Raw genomic sequence first — 18044 nt, 5'->3', positions numbered from 1 at the left:
TCATGCTATAATCTAGATAAACTCATAACTAGGACGAGGAAGCACCTCTTCATGATGCGCAAGCCGCATTGGGAGAGGTGCTTTCTTTTTTTGCGTTCCCAGCTATGAGGGGCATTTGAGAAGCGAGAAGGAGGAAGGTAGATCATGCAGGTTGTATGGATGGTGAGATTGGAGCGAAGCATGGAGGAGGAAGGAAGCGATAAGCGGCCGAAGCGCGGCGGGAAGCGGAAGGAAGATTCACCTGCGGCTCCCTTCGGGCTCCTGACTGCGGGCGAGGAGCAGGGGCAATGGATGGTGCTGTGGGAGGCGGATGGCGCGGAGCCGGAGATCTGGTTCGAAGGCGGCGATTGGGCCGAGATGCGGGCATCGCTGCGGCGGGGCATGGCGCGGCTCATGAGTGCAGGTTACCGGCTGTCGCTCGGCTTCGTTCCGGAGGCGGACATTCATGAGCGCCGCATGCGGGAACAGCAGGAATGGATCGCCTGCTATGCCGATCTCCATCCGAATACGGAGGTGTATGATCGGCTGGCCCAATGGCGCAGGGAAGCGGCCACGCGTCTGAGACGAGCTCCGTACTGGATCGCGTCGAACCGGATGCTCCGCATGGTCAGCGCTTATTTGCCGCAGAATCTGGAGGAACTGGAGCAGATTCCGGGCTTCGGCGCGGTAAAGGTACGCGACTTCGGCGCAGAGATTATTCAGATTACGAAGCAGTACGACCGCACGACGGACTTCCCGCTCGACTGGGTGGCCGCTGCCGTCAGCGAGCCTGAATTCGCCAGATGGGTCTATGCGGAATGGGAAGCGAAGCAGGCGAATGAGCTGGCCAAAATATCGGAGCGCCGCCTGCTGATGGAAGGGCTGCAGCAAGGGATGGGGATCGGGCAGCTGATGGAGCGATTGCAGGTGGATCGGCGCGAATTGATTATGCGCATCGAGAAGATTGCGAAGGAAGGCGGCGCCTTTGAGCGGCTGGCCGAAGAGGAACTGGCTTCGATGCCTCCCGCCGAACGCGAAGCGGTTGAGTCGGCCCTCATTGAATTGGGGGACGAGTACATCAAGCCGATCTATATCAAGGCGTTCGGCGAAGCGGCGCTGGAACTGCCGGCTTCCGAGCTGCAGACCAACTATGAACGGATACGCTTCCTCCGGCTTCTGCACCGCAGACGGAAGAGCCGGGAGGCGCGGCAGGCTCAGGCCGGGTAAGCGGGAGAGCGGGAACAAGCCCGCCTCCCTTGTTGGGGGAGGCGGGCTTGGAAACCAACCTGTATCATATAAAGGCCACTTGCGGAACCTTTTATATCCAGTCCTTTTTGCGGAACAAGTAGAACATCAGGGCACCGAGTATGAGCATAAAGCCGATAATATAAAGCGAGCCGTAGGCCCAGTCCATGAATGGAATATAATCGAAGTTCATTCCGTAGATGCCGGTAATGAGCGTCAGCGGCATGAAAATCGTCGTAATCGCGGTAAATACGCGCATGATGTCGTTCGCCCGGTTCGCGATGCTGAGCTGATACGATTCTCGCAAGTTGCCCATCAGATCGCGGAAGGTCTCGAACGTCTCGGAGACTTTGACCGCATTTTCATAGATATCCCGGAAATACTTCTGCAGATCATCGTCGATGAGACGGAGATCCTTGCGGTAGAGGACCAGCAGCACTTCTTTTTGCGGCGCCAATCCTTTTTTGAGCCATAGAATCTCGCTGCGAAGACTAATGATTTCGTTCAGGTGGGCCTTCTTGGCGCTGACGATCAGTTCTTCCTCCAAGGTGTCGATCTTGGCTTCGATCCGATCGGCTACCGAGAAGTAGTTATCCACCACCAGATCGAGCAAGTGATACAGCATGCGGTCGGCCGAGCTCACCTGCTGCTCCCACAGCATCGGCTTGACCATGCGCAATTCATTGATTTTCTGCTTCGTCACGGTGATGATGAAGTGTTTGCCGAGAAAGATATTCAGGGCCCGCAGAAATATTTCCTCATCGTCGAAGCGGATGCTATTCAGCACGATGAAATAATGATTTTCATAGATTTCGATTTTGGGCCGCTGCTCTTCTTCGCTCATACAGTCCTCGACCGCGAGATCATGTATGGAGAACAAGGGCTGCAGCTCGACCAGATCTTCCAAATCGGCATCTAACCAATAGAAGCCGTTCTCCGGCGGAGCGAGTGTCATCTGTATATCATCCACCGGCGTGAAGACGCCTTCGTTTACTAGACGGATTTTCATTGCCAATCTCCCCTTCGGCCGCATATCCGATGCGGCAGCTTGCTTCGTCTACTTAGACGATTCGTGCAGGGCAGATGCAGATGAGAGCCGTAGACCCCAGGGCACGGCATTTATCCGCGCATGACGCTCGGGGATGGGCATAATGACAGAACGCAACAGCCGTCAAGCTGCACGGAGTCCCGCCGAATCGCCTTATTCGGTTGTCCGTTCGTACCTCGGCATTGCCTCGGGTCGCCATCCATCCGAAATTCACCCCAATTTGAAATGATTTACGATAATCTTCGAACTTTATGACAACTGTGCCGCTCAGGCACCTGTTAAGTATACCGCTCGGCACGTCCTTTTTTCAAGACAAAATCGGTTCGCTGCGGCGTACATGGAATACGATATGCCGGAAGGAGCAAAAGGTGATTTTCCTCTTGACTTCTGGCTCGTCTTGCCTTTAAATTATTACCAAGTCCTGTTCAGCTTCCCGGGACTGCAATCGAATATGAAATGTTAGCAATCTTATCAAGAGCAGGTGGAGGGACAAGCCCGATGAAACCCGGCAACCGGCCAGATGCGCAGAGCCGTTCTTGCATTCAAGGACGTATCTGCCGCGTGCACGGTGCTAATTCTTGCGGTAGCGGTCAGAGGACTGCTGCTGACAGATGAGAGAGGCGCATGAATCTGGAAATGCACAACCTTTCTCGAATGTCGGGAAAGGTTTTTTTGTACCCTTATCCCGCAAGCGACAACCACATTATGATGGATTTATGAAGGAGGAGAGCGTCATGCCGATCAAGATTCCCGATCATTTGCCGGCCAAAGAAATATTGTCTCAGGAGAATATATTCGTCATGGACGAAACCCGCGCGTATCACCAAGATATTCGTCCCTTGCGAATTGTGATCCTCAACCTGATGCCGACGAAAGAGACGACCGAGACGCAACTGCTGCGCCTCATAGGCAATACGCCGCTGCAAGTGGATGTGACGCTGCTTCATCCAGCGACGCACACATCCAAAAATACATCCGCCGAGCATTTGTCCTCATTCTATAAGACTTTCGATGAAATCCAAGGACAGCAATTCGACGGCATGATCATTACGGGGGCGCCGGTCGAGCAAATGGAATTCGAGGAAGTGACGTATTGGAACGAGCTGTGCGGCATTATGGAGTGGTCTTCCGCCAACGTAACGTCCACGTTCCATATTTGCTGGGCTTCCCAGGCCGGCTTGTACTTCCATTACGGCATTCCGAAATATCCGCTTGAGCGCAAAATATTCGGCGTCTATCCGCACTGTACCACCAAGGACAATGTGAAGCTGACGCGCGGCTTCGACGACGTATTCCTCGTGCCCCAGTCCCGGCATACGGAGATTCGCCGCGAGGACGTGGAGCGGGTGCCTGAGCTGGATATTCTCGCCGAGTCGGAAGAGGCGGGCGTCTATCTCGTGGCGACGCGGGACGGGAAGCATATTTTCGTGACCGGACATTCCGAGTACGACCCTTGCACGTTGAAATGGGAGTACGATCGGGATATCGCCAAAGGGATGGAGATGGATCTGCCGGTCAATTATTTCCCGAACAACGATCCGTCACGCCAGCCGCGTTCGTCGTGGCGCGCCCACGCCAATCTGTTGTTCTCGAACTGGCTGAACTACTATGTCTATCAGGAGACGCCGTACGAACTGGGCAATGCCGTATTGCGTAAGGAAGGGGCCAACGTATAATGGTGCAGCGCAACGAAGCCGATTACCGCATGGAAAGCCGCTTGGCCCAGATCGGGTCGGTTCACGATCCGGCGACAGGAGCCGTTAATTATCCGATTTACCAAGCTACCGCCTATCGTCATCCGAGATTGGGAGAGAGCACGGGGTTCGATTATATCCGTACGAAGAATCCGACGCGTACCGTGCTGGAGGAAGCGGCAGCCGCCCTGGAGCAGGGCGATGCCGGCTTCGCCTGCAGCTCGGGCATGGCGGCGATACAGACGGTGTTCGCCAAGTTCGGACAAGGCGATCATCTGATCGTGTCGCTCGATCTGTACGGCGGCACGTACCGTCTGCTGGAGCGGATATGGTCCCGCTGCGGGGTCACCGCCACCTATGTCGACACGAACGACCTGGACGCGCTCGAGTCATCCCGCACGCCGCAGACGAAGGCGGTCTTCATCGAGACGCCGACCAATCCCTTGATGATGATTACGGATATCGAGCGGGTGGCGGCCTGGGCGAAGAAACATGGCCTGCTGACGATTGTGGACAATACGCTCCTGACGCCGTTCTTCCAGCGGCCGCTGGAGCTGGGAGCGGACATCGTCGTACATAGCGCGACGAAGTACCTCGGCGGCCACAACGATGTGCTGGCCGGCCTTGTCGTCACGAAGGGCCGCGAGCTGTCGGAGGAGATGGCTTTCCTCCACAACTCGATCGGCGCCGTGCTGAGCCCGTCGGATTCCTATCAGCTGATGCGGGGCATGAAGACGCTGGCGCTGCGGATGGAGCGTCATGAATCCAACGCGACCCGCCTCGCGGAATGGCTGCTGGAGCACCCGGCTGTCGAAGCGGTCTATTATCCCGGGCTGGGGGCTCACCCGGGCTATGAGATTCAGCGGCGCCAGTCCTCCGGGAACACCGGCATCTTCTCCTTCCGCTTGAAGGATGCCCGCTATGTCGATCCGATTCTGCGCCATCTGAAGCTGATCGCGTTCGCCGAGAGCCTGGGCGGGGTCGAGTCGCTCATGACGTACCCGGCGGTGCAGACGCACGCCGACATTCCGGCCGAGATTCGGGACCGGATCGGGGTCGACGATCGGCTGCTGCGGTTCTCCGTCGGCATCGAGCATGTCGACGACCTGAGACAGGATCTGGCGCAAGCGCTGGAAGCGGCCCGCTTGGAGGTGGAGCAGGGATGAGCGGATCCGATAATTCGAAGCCGGAGTTGAAGCAAGGACAGGCGCTCGATTTTACAACGAAGCTGATTCATTTCGGCGGGGAAATCGACAAGACGACGGGCGCGTCCAGCGTGCCGATCTATCAGGCGGCGACGTTCCATCATCATGACATTTACGAGCCGCCCGAATTCGATTACTCGCGCTCGGGCAATCCGACCCGGCAGGCCTTGGAGGATCATATCGCCCTGTTGGAGGGAGGAACGAACGGCTACGCGTTTGCGTCCGGGATGGCGGCTATATCGTCCGCCTTCCTGCTGTTCTCTGCCGGCGATCACATTATCGTAACCGAAGATGTATACGGAGGGACGTACCGTCTGCTGACCACGATTCTGAACCGGCTTCGGATTGAATCGACCTTCGTCGACATGACCGATATCGATCGGGTGAAGGCGGCGCTGCGTCCGAATACAAAGGCCGTCTATATGGAGACGCCGTCCAATCCGACGCTCAAAATTACGGACATCGCGGAGGTATGCGGCTGGGCGAAGGAGCATGGGCTGCTGACACTGCTGGACAACACGTTCATGACGCCGTATCATCAGCTGCCTATCGCCCATGGGGTGGACATTGTCCTTCACAGCGCAACGAAGTTCCTGAGCGGACACAGCGACGTGCTGGCCGGTCTGATTGTCACGGCGACCGAGGAACTGGGCGGGCGCATCAAGCAGCTTCAGAACGGGCTTGGCACGGTGCTCGGCGTGCAGGACAGCTGGCTGCTTATGCGCGGGATGAAGACGCTGGGCGCGCGGATGAGCCAGAGCGAGCAGAGCGCCCGCCGCTTGGCGGCTTGGCTGGAGGAACGAAGCGATATCAGCCAGGTTTATTATCCGGGCCTGGCGGGTCATCCGCGCCGCGGCGTGCACGAGAGGCAATCGGCAGGCTACGGCGCGGTCGTCTCGTTCGATGTCGGCTCCGGCGAACGGGCGAAGCGCGTCCTGAACAAGGTGAAGCTTCCGTTGGTCGCCGTCAGCCTCGGCGCAGTGGAAAGCATCCTGTCCTATCCGGCGATGATGTCGCATGCCTCGATGCCGGGGCAGGTTCGGCTGGAGCGCGGGATCACGGACGGACTGCTGCGGTTCTCTGTCGGATTGGAGCATATCGACGATCTGCTGCAGGATTTGGATCAAGCACTGAGCCAATAATAGGGCCTCAGTGAATTATTTTTCCTTATATACATGGCATTATGCCCTCTTCAGCACGGAGTACCGGCTATATTACGGGTCGGGCTTCCCTGGAGAGGGTGCTGTTTTTTCGCCTGTAATTGTGGTACGATTATGAAGTCATTGACATGCAGGATCCTATGCTCTGACGGGCATCGGCTTCATGTCAGGATCGGAAATCGAATGGCTTGCGAATAGAGGAGCATCGGACCGGATGCATCCGCTTCGTGCTGCATGTACGCTCATACAGCATGCAACTAATGAGAGAGGAAGTGACTGTGACGATGTCACCGATTGATCGCATTTTGGATAAAGCGCTGCGCGGTGAACGTATCGACACGGATGAGTGCGTGACGTTGTTCGCGTCCGATCAGGTAGAGAAGATCGGCCATGCCGCCAACCAGATCATGTTGAAATGGCATCCCGAACCGATCGCTACGTTCGTCATCGGACGCAATGTGAATTATACGAATATCTGCGATACGTATTGCCGGTTCTGCGCGTTCTACCGTGCCCCGGGCTCCAAAGAAGGCTACGTGCTTCCGGATGAAGTCATCTTCCAGAAGATTCAGGAGACGATCGATGTCGGCGGTACGGAAATTTTGATGCAGGGGGGAACCAATCCGGAGCTTCCGTTCAGCTATTATACGAATCTTCTCAAGGCGATTAAGGAACGGTTCCCGAGCATTACGATGCATTCCTTCTCTCCGGCCGAAATCATGAAGATGAAGGAAGTATCGGACGGTTTGTCGCTGGAGGAAGTGGTGCGCGCTATCCACGAGGCGGGACTTGACTCCTTGCCGGGGGGCGGCGCCGAGATTCTGGACGATCGCACCCGCCGCAAGATCAGCCGGCTCAAAGGCTCCTGGCGGGACTGGATGGATGTGATGCAGACCGCGCACAAAGTGGGCATGAATACGACCGCGACAATGGTGGTCGGCTTCGGCGAGCTGCTGGAGGAGCGCGCTCTTCATCTGGAGCGGGTCCGCACGGCGCAGGACGAATGCATCGGGAACAAGTATCCGTCCAAGGGCTTCCTGGCCTTCATTCCATGGACATTCCAATCGGAGAATACGAATATGAAGGCAGACCCGGTCAGTCCGGAGGAATATTTGAAGACGCTGGCGATCAGCCGCATCTTCCTGGATAATATCCCGAACTTCCAGGCATCTTGGGTAACGATGGGGCCGGAAGTGGGCAAGAAGACGCTGAGCTACGGCTGCAATGACTTCGGCAGCACGATGATCGAGGAAAATGTCGTCTCCGCTGCAGGCACGACGCATAAGGTCAACATCAGCAGCACGCTGCAGCTTATTCGCGAGGCCGGCAAAATTCCGGCGCAGCGGGACACGAAGTACAATATTTTGAAGGTGTTCGAGGACGAGAACGCGAAGGTCGATCGCGACTTCGTCATGCAGAATTAGTTCTGCCGGAGGGCGGATATTGTTATTCCAGTCTTAAGATGCGCTTAATAGCGTTATTTTATAGATGCGGAACGGGAAGGACGAACGCCGGTTCCAGATTGTTGACTAACTCCCGCGAAAAAACTGCCATCGCGGGAGTTGTTTACGTCTTTTATCCATATTTCAAATTAGCAGATGGGTGACCGGTCTTCCAGAGACAGGCCGCCGTTTTTTTGAGGCTTATGGCAGCAAAAACAAGCATCGCTGGTGTGGCGGCCCTTTTTAGTCCCCGCAAGGTCGTCCACCGCATACCATCCTTTAAATCAGCAAAAATTCGCTCTTTTGTCTCTTTTGGCACCGCGAAGATAACCCCATCGACTCTTATGTATCAGGGCTCCCGAAATGGTTATTACAACTGGACAAGACGGAAAGTAAGAGGACTATCCGGGAAACCGTTGCCCGCATCCATGATGGAGCTCGCTTTGAAACCGCGTACAGTCAAGAATGGAACAGGCCCGCACTAGGACGACATAGGGACCTGTTCACTGTTATATTCCTTTAGAAACAGGTATACCATAAAATAGCGGATGAAGGAAATGTACCAAACGAGTACGTCGGAAAGATGAAGCCCTGTGTAAAACCAAATGGGTTGGCAGATGTGATATACATAAGAAAAACATTGAAGGTACGAGTGACAATGAGCGTCCATCGGTTCTGGCAGCCTGCAGCAAATGGTGTGACGCCTTGGGCCGGATACTGGTAGAGAAAGCTTTGCACTTGATACGGGGACTGCGACAGCTGCTGAAACGAACTCAGCAATTGAGGCGGTGGCGGCGTAATGCCTGGAGGCAATCCTGCTCCAGGCCCTCCCCCTGGTGCGGAAGGAAGGCCAGGTGTGAAAGGACCTCCCCCTGGTGCGGAAGGAATTCCAGGCGTGAAAGGCCCCCCACCTGGCATTGGGATTGGAAAAGGCAAAAATGGACCGAGTGCTCTATAGGTCGTAGTCACGGATCTCTCCCTCTCTTATTAGGATTGACATATATCGTTACGCTACAGTATGCACAGGCGTTAGCACATGTTCTTCTTGATTCCTCAAGGGTGAATAAATAGGAAACCCTCTGATGCCCAGCTTTGGCAGCGTGACATCAGAGGGTCATTTTTTTATAATTTATATCCTGCTGCGGCTTACGCTTCGTTCGCAGCGTTAGTCAGCTTCTTCTTGCGGCCGACCTGAATCAGCGTCAGGAAGAGTGCTGCCAGTATGCCACTCGCGAGAAGCAACAGGAAGCAACCGTTCCAACCGGAGGATTCGACGATAAATCCAACGAGTGCGCTTGCCGTCAAGTTGCCGAACAAGTAAGCGAACAAACCAGTCATGCCAACCGTGGTACCTACAGCGAACTTCGGCACGAAGTCGATCGCGCTCAGGCCAATCAGGAACTGCGGTACATAGATGAGACAGCCGATAATGGATACGGCGATAGTAATTACGAGGACGTTCGCAGACTGCCAATATACGAGCGTAGCCAACACGACGCCGACCATGCTGATAATACAGAGCGGCATCCGGTTGCCTTTGAACAACTTGTCGCTAAGCACACCGACGACGAGCGAGCTCAGAATGGCTGCCCATTCGAATACAGCAAATGCAACGTGATACTGCGATTGCGTGAAGCCTTTTTCTTCCGTCAAGTATAAGGGTACCCAGTTCAAGACGCCGAAGCGAATGAAGTACACGAAGACGTTCGCCAAGCACAGGTACCAGATGAATTTGTTTTTAAGCACATATTTGATCAAGATTTCTTTCATGGACAGCTTGTCGCCGTCTGGATTGCGTTCCACATCGTCATAATCGTTGCGATATTCATCGATTGGCGGCAGACCAACCGACTGCGGAGTATCCTTGCCGCAGAACCAGACGAAAACGGCGATCATCATGGCCATAATCGAGGGAACGACGAAAATTCCGGTTTGCCAGTAAGCCGAGCCTAGAATCCCTAATGCAACACCGACGATTGGCGCGATAATGCCTCCGCCGATATTATGGGACGTATTCCAGATTCCCATATACGTACCGCGCTCTTTCTTCGAGAACCAGTTCGCCAGCACGATACTGCAAGGAGGAGCGCCCATGCCTTGAAATACCCCGTTCACGACAAGCATTATGAAGATGAGACCGAACGAGGAAGTAGATCCTAAGATAAGGTTAACGACGGCAGACAAGAACAACCCAACAGCGATAAATCGCTGCGTATGGGCTTTATCCGCCAGATTTCCCATGAAGAATTTGCTTATTCCGTAGGTAACGGCAAGTGCCGCGCTCAACATACCGATTTGAGAAGGGGTGAACCCGAACTCACTCTTCAAATAGGGTGTGGACAACGTAAAGTTGCTGCGCACTAAGTAGTAGCCTGCGTAACCGATAAAAATACCGATTAAGGTACGCATGCGGAAAATTCGGTACATCTTCGCGATCATGTGCTCCGGCAATCGAGGTATGGCGGGAGCTTTTTTCAACCAACCTAACATGCTTCATTCTCCTTGACCTTTTTTGTCCGCACGCATTCTGTTCCAAAGGTCAATGATTTGTTCATGCCTACGCATGGAACTGTGTACAGGCAAGACAGCGGAATTCGCTGCATCCTGCTTGTTCTCGAGAACGGTCGGGGTGCCGTAAGACACCCGTTCCAGGACAGCCGCAGCCTCTTGTGACAAGCAGTAATTGATGAACCAGTCCGCAGCGGCCTCATTGGGCCCGTTCCGGATTTTCGATATGCCATTGACGAAGAGGCTCGTTTTTATCGGAACGCTGCTCACGATATCGAACCCGGCCTCGCGCAGCTTGCGCTGATCTCCCAGGAAGTTGATACCGATTGCATACTCGCCCGAGCTGACGTATTGTGCCGGCATGAAGCCGTTTACAGTAAGCAGGCCGATATTGCGGTTCAACTGCCGCAAATAATCGGAAGTTCTCTGCTCGCCCCATGCATCGTATAACGAGGCGATAAACGTGTACGCGGTTCCTGAGTAATTCGGATCTGGCATAACGAGCTTGCCGCGATATGCAGGATCAAGCAGGTCTTCCCACGTTGCAGGGATCTTCAGCCCGAGCGGCGCAAATTCTTGATTCCAGCGTTCGCGATGAACCGCAATGGATAACTGCTCCACTTCGTAACCAGCCCAATACTCGTCCGCATCCTTGAACGGGAAAGGGATAAGATCCATATTTGCGCTGCGAATCGGGGAGGATAGAGCCTCTTCCTTCATCGTCATGTGCGCATCGATCGTTCCCCCAATGACGAGATCCGCTTGCGGCTTCGTTGATTCCTGAGACACGCGGCGCAATATTTCCTCTGTCGACAGCCGGATATATTCGTACGTACATCCTGTTTGTTGACAGAAGGAGGACAGCAGGGCACTGCCGACTTCTTCCCGAGCGGCCACGTATACAACCAGATGGCGCCCTTTCAAGTCGGGCATGCCTTGCTCATCCACAGTAATGGCATGATGATCATTGGAACAGCCTGCCTGCGCAACTAGACAGACGAATAGTAAAAGGTAGAGTAATCGTGTCATCTTATATCCGCCTTTGCGTTCTTTCGATGAAGCAGCTTCTCCAAGCCCGCCTGCAAATAGATCGAATTTCCGTTGTCATCGCCCATATACTGCATGACGACATAGTCGGAATACACGACAATATGCAGGATATTGCCGCGGTCATTTTTCAGCTCCTTGTCCTCCTTGTATGCAGTAATCGAGCCGAGCAGCTTCTGCTTGCGGAGCAACAATTGCTTAATTTCGACCAGATCTTTGATTTCCAATGCTTGTTGAATGCTCGACACCAAGTAACCCTTTTCATGATCAAGCAAATTTCCTTGTACGCCATCAGAGCGAAAAGTGAGCCCCTTTGCAGTTCGTATGAATTGCGCGAAATGCTCGGGCGTATAATAAAGACTTTGCAGCTGAGTCTCCAGGGCAGACAGCAGAGGAGTCTCGTGTCCAGGGCCGTAAGACCATTTGCCTAGGGTAAAGGTGCTGCCAAGCTCAAAGGTCTGCTCGCTTCCGTTCAAATATTGGATACGTCCCGAGAGGATGGCCTGCTCACTGTCGGTATCCGTAGACAGCTTCGGTTCATACTCCTGCTTGATTCGATCCATATAGGATACGAACGCGTGCAGACTTACTTCGTCATTGACATCCACGGATCCCCATTTCTGATGAGAAATGATTGCTTGAACAGGAAGGGAATCGCTTACTTTTCGCAATACTTCATGCTTATCGTCGATAATGCCGACCTTCTGATAGACCTGCTCATTCAGGAAGAAGCCGGCAAAAGACAGCAATAGAATGATTCCCGTAAAAAGAAAGGCGCTCCATATAAGCTTGTTCATCTGCATTACTCTCCTTGCTCAGCATAAACAATCATCATTTCATAATTTCCTCGTAATTGTTTCATAAATGTATTATTTCGAGCATGTTGGTAGAGGATGTGTATCCAATGCTGCCGGCGAGCGGAATTGGAGCGTGATCGTCGTTCCGATCCCATCCTCGGATTGTATGGACATTTCTCCTCCTTGCAAGGCCATCAGCTGCTTGCATATGAGCAATCCGAAGCCATTGCCTGCGTCCGATTTTAGGGCTGCGTCCGATGATGCGTTTTCGAACCGTGCAATGAGTGAATGACTTATGCCGATTCCATCGTCCCGGATCGTAATTCGCTCGGCATCATCGCTTGATGTCTGTCGAATCACTAGCTCGGATGCATCGCTATATTTGATTGCGTTATCGAGCAGGTTCAGGAAAATCTGCTTCGTCTTATCCGGATCCGCGACAACCATCGTAGGTACTAGCTCGTTGTGCAGCCGAATCCGATATTTGTCCAGCCGTGGCTGCATGATATAGACGCCTTCGCTCGCAATCGCCGCGATATCGCATATGGTAGGGGATACCGAGAACGGGCTGTCTCCATACTTGGATTGGCTGAGCAGTTCCTCGACAAGTGTAAGCATGCGCTCGCTTTCCACGGAAATATGGCGCAGGCTTTCTTGAACATCCTTCGGATCCTTCAGACGCGGAATAAGGTTCGAATATCCCATAATCGCGGTCAGAGGCGTCTTCAGCTCATGAGTGACCCGATCCAGGAAATCGCGCTGCTTGTCCTTCTCCCGGCTTAGCTGCTTGACGTGCAGCTCGATGGCATCGGCCATTGCATGCAAGGAATGCGCCAGCTGACTTATTTCCTCATAACCGCTCAGTTCGATACGGCTGCCATAATGGCCGTTGGCAAGCTTCTTCGCCATATCTCGAAGCTGCTCGATCGGTTTGCTCAGCGACTTGGCGAAGCGATTCGCAACCAACACGGCGGCAGCGAGAATAAGCACGCAAGCCACCCCGAAGGTGAGCTTCATTCGCTTGACCAGCTGCGATTCATCCTCCAAGGGCTGGAGGAATCGAATGATACCGATGACTTGATTGTCGACGTAGATTGGGCTAGAGAACAGCAGCAATGGAGAAGGAGAGGCCTTTTGAAACATATAGGACTTATTGCCAAGCATCGCTTGTTCCATATCCTGATTCACATAAGACAGCGATCCTCGCTCGGTATCGGCCAGGACGAGATGATGCGCGTTAATGAGCTGAACACGAATGCCCATGCGCTTGGACAGATAGGAGGCAATGAGCGGCGCCCCTTTTTGAAGCGTGACGTCCGGTCTTCCTTTTTGTTCGCGTTCCACATAATTGATCGTGTAGATTTGAGCTTCTACGCTTAGCTTTTGCAGCGAATTGACCGCGGAGTGATAAACATTATTCTGCAAAGAAATATCAAGCACGATATAGAGAAAAAGCATGACAGGAATGAATAGGGCAAGAAGTGCCAAGTGAAAGCGTTGCTGTAAAGTCATGGGTTGTCCACCTTGTTCAAAATGGCCGTGCATCTCAACAATCTATTTTGTATCCGACGCCGTAAATGGTTTTGATTCGCTCTCCTTCTTTTCCCAGCTTTTTGCGGAGGCGCTGTATCATAATATCGACGGCTCTCGTATTTTCCGGATAATCAAGCTTCCACACCTTCATAAGGAGATCATCGCGAGTGAAGATGCGCTGCTTATTGGATAATAACAGCAGAAGCAGATCATACTCTCGATACGTTAGCGTAATTTCCTGTCCGTTCACAACTAGCGCGCGCTTTTCCGGATCGACTTGAAAAGGTCCGCAATGCATGATGCTGGATCCGGAGTTCGTCTGCACTTGTTTTTTCATCCGTCTTTCGATCACCTTGATTCGGAGCAGCAGCTCCGTGCTGTGGAACGGCTTGACGAGGTAATCATCCGCGCCTAATTGCAGTCCCAGCAGCTTGTCGTTGATTTGTCCTTTGGCGGTAAGCATGATGACGGGAACATCTGAATTGCTGTTGCGGAACTCGCGCAGCAATTGATACCCATCTGTGTCGGGAAGCATAACATCAAGAATAATCAAATCAATCGGTTGCGCCTGCCATTGTTCGTGCGCGGCTTGGCCGCTCGCGGCCGTGTGCACCGCGTAGCCTTCGATCTCGAGATTGAGACGGATGAGGTTCAAGATGCTCTGCTCGTCATCGACAACTAGAATATTCATCGCGTCCTCCTTCTAGGGTGTGGTTATCATTGATCGCACAAAAAAGCAGCCTGGCAAAAGGCCGCTCCTTCTTCTATTATACGGACATACCCGTAACTGTGCACGAAATGCTTCCTCATTAGACACGGTAAAATATCCTAGCTAATGCTTTTGCAAGCCCTATTGCAAATATGTGCTTCAAACGTTTAGAAATGTTTATTCATAATGTTCATTTATATAGTATTATTATGGCACGCAATGTTTTCTGGATATTGGCAGGGGAATTTCCTATTAGTAACTGCATCCTATTCTGCTCTGGATCTGGCGGACGACTCAATGTGAGCAGGGGATAAGACCGATGACATAGCTCGTTCGAACATGACTACAAAGGCGGAATGAACAGATGGAAGTAATCAGCGGAGATTTCATTACACCGTCCTCACTGAAAAAGGACTTTAAGAAGCTGGGCGTACAATCGGGAATGAATATGATTCTTCACTCCTCTATGAAATCCTTAGGCGGCTGGGTGGTAGGAGGAGCCATATCAGTCATATTAGCTTTAGAGGAACAGTTGGGAGAAGAAGGAACGCTTGTCATGCCAACGCACACGCCGGACTTGTCTGATCCCTCGACATGGCGCAATCCGCCTGTGCGAGAATCTTGGTGGGAGGATATTCGGGAGCAAATGCCTGCTTTTGATCATGATTTTACTCCTTGCTGGGAAATGGGGATTATACCGGAGGTGTTCCGGAAGCAAAGGGGCGTCATCCGAAGCAGTCATCCTCAGCTTTCCTTCGCTGCCTGGGGCGCCAACCGGGAGTATATTACAGCAAATCATAGTCTGGCGTACGGCTTGGGCGAGCAATCGCCGATCGCCCGTCTGTATGAACTTGATGGTTGGATATTATTATTGGGGGTCGGTCACGGCAATAATACATGCATTCATTTGGCTGAATATAGGGCCGATTATGAGCGTAAGAAGGAGATGATGGCGAAAGCTCCCGTGATGCAAGGCAATAAGAAGGCTTGGGTTGGATACAAGGAAGTGGATTTAGATTCAAGCGATTTCGATGTGATTGGGGCAGACTTCGCGCGGGATACGAATCATGTCCGAGTGGGGAAGGTCGGGAATGCAACCGCCTTGCTCCTTCCTGTTCGAGATATTGTCGATTACGCGACAATATGGATGGAGAAACATCGTACACTTTCTGCTCCCATCTCGTAACTTTTTACCACATCTTTTATACCGGATAATATGGTTTTTGCACATGGATGGAGGGGAGAGTACGCGCGGTATGCGCAGGGGAAGTCCAGGTTTGTAGGCTTGCGTTGGGGGAATCCTGCAAAACTGCACTATTTTCTCCTTCTTTCCGTTGTAATTTGGGAAATTGATGCAAAAGTCAGGCTGTTGGAAAACCCCTGTTTTTTGTAAAGGGGTAGCGAAGGTCCATTTTCCTCATCCAAACTTTGGCTCTTAGAGCGTTTTAAATCGATTTTTTTCTACCGGGAGAAGAGATCCACATCACAGGTGAAAAGTCCCATAGACTACTCAATGGCCTGATTTTACGGGATCCAACCGACCGCGTCGGATGCTGGGGGCAACATCGCCTTCAGGAAGCACTATCCGGCCTGCTGGAAGCACTATCGGCCTGCTGGAAGCAGCGTTGCCTCCTGGGGCTTGGACGTGCGGAGGAAATTGCTGCTAATTTACAGGAATTTCGGCTTAATGAGTCCCCATCCCGAGGAATTGCTGCAAATCTACATCATTTTAGGCCCTTTTGCTTCAAACCGAAGCGAAACGGGGGAAATTCCTGTAATTTTGCAGGATTCCCTTTCTGGAATAGTCGTCCATATCGAATTGCTGTATTTCTGCAGATTTCGCTTACCGAATCGGCGTGCCTGGAAAAATCGTGGAGTTTGCGGATTTCGCCTGCCGGATGGGCGTGTCTAGGGAAATGGTGCAGTTTTCAGGATGGTGGAAATATCCATTTTCCTGCTCAAAACTTCTTTCTCAACAGCCTGAAAAGTGCAGGATTTCGCCGGTTTTACCTCTGCATAAGTGGAAGTTAGCAGAAATTCCTGTATTTCTGCAGGAATTTCTATTTCGGGAAGCCCCGCCAAGCCGAAAACTGTATAATTACAGTTATTTAGAGCCAAGGCCGCCGTATCTTTCCCATACCGCAGGTGCCTCAATTCGCCATGCCAAGCGATCTTTTATGACGGGGGCCGGCACAGCCAGCTTTTCTCTACACAGGGGAGGCGCTCCCTGTATGATGTGCCCTCCATCAGCCTGTCTGACGTGCCGTCCCGCGGCCTGTCCGGCGTCGGCTTCATTTCCAGAACCCGCTTCGTATATCTGTTTCCGCAGCCCCATATACTTAATAAGGAACAGAAAGGAGTGGGCATATGGAACTGTTCACGTTAACGCTTCCGAATGCGTCACGGGAAGAGGTTTTGTCTTTAAGCAAATTGCTGCAGCAGGAGCTGGGTGATTTACATAAAGAACAGACGATTGTCCGATTGGATGTCACGTTCGGTGAACAGCTAAGCTCCATTGCATGCAGCGGAGTGGAGCCGGATTTTCAACTGGCGGGCCATGGCTCCGAAGTATGGAATCGAAGTGCCCGCGCCTTGGCCGAATTTATTCTTTCCGGCAAAGAAGAGGAACTTTTGCGCGACTTGATTCAAAAATATACGAGCTATGATCCGGAGGAATGCGTCAAAATCGAAAAGTACTGTTTGCTGCTATTGAGCGGCGGTGACGATACCGGCGGCCAGGAAGCGCGGCGGCGCCGCAAAAAGAAAGTCATGCGGGCCATCCGCAGCTATTTGGAGGAGCATACCTCCCTTCATCTGGACGGGTTCATCCGCTTCCGGCTGCAGCCTTATATGGCCGAGCTCCAGGAGGTCGTCGATTATGCCGTGGACGAATTTGTGCTCGAGCGGCAGTACCAGGAATTTATCGCGTTGTTGAAATATTTTGTCTATATTCAGGAAACCAAGGTGCCGCTCGCGCATTTAATGCACAGCGGGGGACATGATTTTACCTTGTTGAATGAGAATCTTCAGCCGTTGGAGCCGAAGCATGTCATGGACGGCATGATCGTGGAGATGGTCGATTGCGATATGGAAATGGAGGACATGATCGTGAGCACGCTCATCAATGTCTCTCCGCAAAATATCATCATTCATACGCGGGAGCCGGAATCACAGGTCATCAAGACGATTCAGCAAATTTTTGAATCCCGGGTCCATGTCTGCATCCGCTGCAACGCTTGCCAATCGATGCTCTGGCAGAAGCAGGAGACGGCGCCTGATTTTTAAGGACGGGCTGGGCTCCTGCTTGACCTCCCGCCGAAAATGCCATATAATATGGGTTGATCTAAAATGCGATATCAGTCGCGATGCAACATGCTGTGACGAAGACAACAATGGCGAGATGGAACCGCCCAGAGAGAGGGACCTTGGCTGCAAGTCCCTTCGGTGGCCGCGCACATTGACCCCTTCGGAGCATTGGGCGGGAACCCCGGAAGCCGGACATGCGGCTCGGCCGGACAGTATCGCTCAACGAATCATTCCCGTTACCGAATGCTCAAGAACCGGCAGGATCGATCGCAAGCAACCGCGCTAAGCGGTATTGCGAGGGTGCCTGCGCTTCCGGTTGAATGAGGGTGGAACCACGGGTTAACTGCGTACGTCAACACTCGTCCCTTGCC

The 18044-nt window shown here is 52.8% G+C and carries 13 protein-coding genes, 1 pseudogene and 1 riboswitch; of the genes and pseudogenes, 7 read left to right on the top strand and 7 right to left on the bottom strand.

The features are described from left to right. Positions 1 to 144 precede the first annotated feature (144 nt). Entirely contained in the window at positions 145 to 1206 is a 1062-nt protein-coding gene (locus L6439_RS20625) for an HRDC domain-containing protein (protein WP_168181248.1), read from the top strand. A gap of 91 nt (positions 1207 to 1297) precedes the next feature. Here L6439_RS20625 and corA read toward each other — a convergent pair whose 3' ends face one another. Next, on the bottom strand, positions 1298 to 2233 hold the full coding sequence (gene corA / locus L6439_RS20620; protein WP_168181249.1) for a magnesium/cobalt transporter CorA: 936 nt from the start codon (positions 2231 to 2233) through the stop codon (positions 1298 to 1300). A 504-nt stretch (positions 2234 to 2737) separates the two neighbouring features. Beyond that, positions 2738 to 2890, top strand: a riboswitch (SAM riboswitch). Positions 2891 to 3006: 116 nt separating this feature from the next. Here corA and metA point away from each other — a divergent pair. The 4 genes from metA to mqnC all read left to right on the top strand — a co-directional run bounded on the left by metA (position 3007) and on the right by mqnC (position 7755). After that, positions 3007 to 3948: a homoserine O-acetyltransferase MetA gene (gene metA, locus L6439_RS20615; protein ID WP_168181250.1), complete on the top strand. Its 942-nt coding sequence runs from the start codon at positions 3007 to 3009 to the stop codon at positions 3946 to 3948. Beyond that, positions 3948 to 5132, top strand: coding sequence for an aminotransferase class V-fold PLP-dependent enzyme (locus tag L6439_RS20610; protein WP_168181251.1), 1185 nt, complete (start codon positions 3948 to 3950; stop codon positions 5130 to 5132). Before metA ends, L6439_RS20610 begins: the two co-directional genes overlap by 1 nt. After that, complete coding sequence (locus L6439_RS20605; RefSeq protein WP_213469152.1) at positions 5129 to 6313, top strand: trans-sulfuration enzyme family protein; 1185 nt, start codon at positions 5129 to 5131, stop codon at positions 6311 to 6313. Before L6439_RS20610 ends, L6439_RS20605 begins: the two co-directional genes overlap by 4 nt. Before the next feature lie 302 nt (positions 6314 to 6615). Next, on the top strand, positions 6616 to 7755 hold the full coding sequence (gene mqnC, locus L6439_RS20600) for a cyclic dehypoxanthinyl futalosine synthase (RefSeq protein ID WP_168181253.1): 1140 nt from the start codon (positions 6616 to 6618) through the stop codon (positions 7753 to 7755). Positions 7756 to 7813: 58 nt separating this feature from the next. Here mqnC and L6439_RS20595 read toward each other — a convergent pair. The 6 genes and pseudogenes from L6439_RS20595 to L6439_RS20570 form a co-directional block, all read right to left on the bottom strand. Beyond that, positions 7814 to 8086, bottom strand: a pseudogene (locus tag L6439_RS20595) (IS5/IS1182 family transposase); the annotation flags it as partial. Positions 8087 to 8919: 833 nt separating this feature from the next. Continuing rightward, positions 8920 to 10263 (bottom strand): MFS transporter, encoded by a 1344-nt coding sequence (pgtP, locus tag L6439_RS20590; protein ID WP_168181254.1) that lies wholly within the window; start codon positions 10261 to 10263, stop codon positions 8920 to 8922. A gap of 3 nt (positions 10264 to 10266) precedes the next feature. Beyond that, positions 10267 to 11310, bottom strand: a complete 1044-nt coding sequence (locus L6439_RS20585; RefSeq protein ID WP_168181255.1) for an ABC transporter substrate-binding protein — start codon at positions 11308 to 11310, stop codon at positions 10267 to 10269. Further along, positions 11307 to 12125 (bottom strand): DUF3919 family protein, encoded by an 819-nt coding sequence (locus tag L6439_RS20580; protein ID WP_213469151.1) that lies wholly within the window; start codon positions 12123 to 12125, stop codon positions 11307 to 11309. The genes L6439_RS20585 and L6439_RS20580 overlap by 4 nt, the downstream gene beginning before the upstream one ends. Positions 12126 to 12197: 72 nt before the next feature. Continuing rightward, positions 12198 to 13637, bottom strand: a complete 1440-nt coding sequence (locus tag L6439_RS20575) for a sensor histidine kinase (RefSeq protein WP_168181257.1) — start codon at positions 13635 to 13637, stop codon at positions 12198 to 12200. A gap of 34 nt (positions 13638 to 13671) precedes the next feature. Next, positions 13672 to 14349 carry a response regulator transcription factor gene (locus L6439_RS20570; RefSeq protein WP_213469150.1) on the bottom strand — a complete coding sequence of 226 codons (678 nt, stop codon included), beginning with the start codon at positions 14347 to 14349 and terminating at the stop codon, positions 13672 to 13674. A 382-nt stretch (positions 14350 to 14731) separates the two neighbouring features. Here L6439_RS20570 and L6439_RS20565 point away from each other — a divergent pair, with 382 nt between their 5' ends. Both L6439_RS20565 and ytxC read left to right on the top strand, forming a co-directional pair. Continuing rightward, positions 14732 to 15553: an AAC(3) family N-acetyltransferase gene (locus tag L6439_RS20565; RefSeq protein ID WP_213469149.1), complete on the top strand. Its 822-nt coding sequence runs from the start codon at positions 14732 to 14734 to the stop codon at positions 15551 to 15553. Positions 15554 to 16734: 1181 nt separating this feature from the next. Next, the gene (ytxC, locus tag L6439_RS20560) at positions 16735 to 17652 is read left to right on the top strand and encodes a putative sporulation protein YtxC (protein WP_213469148.1); all 918 of its coding nucleotides are present in this window, start codon (positions 16735 to 16737) and stop codon (positions 17650 to 17652) included. The last annotated feature ends 392 nt before the right edge of the window (positions 17653 to 18044 follow it).

The sequence above is a fragment of the Paenibacillus dendritiformis genome, from assembly GCF_021654795.1.
Taxonomy (GTDB): Bacteria; Bacillota; Bacilli; order Paenibacillales; family Paenibacillaceae; genus Paenibacillus_B.
Note: the sequence above shows the minus strand (reverse complement) of the source record. Positions and strands in the feature narration are given on the sequence as shown.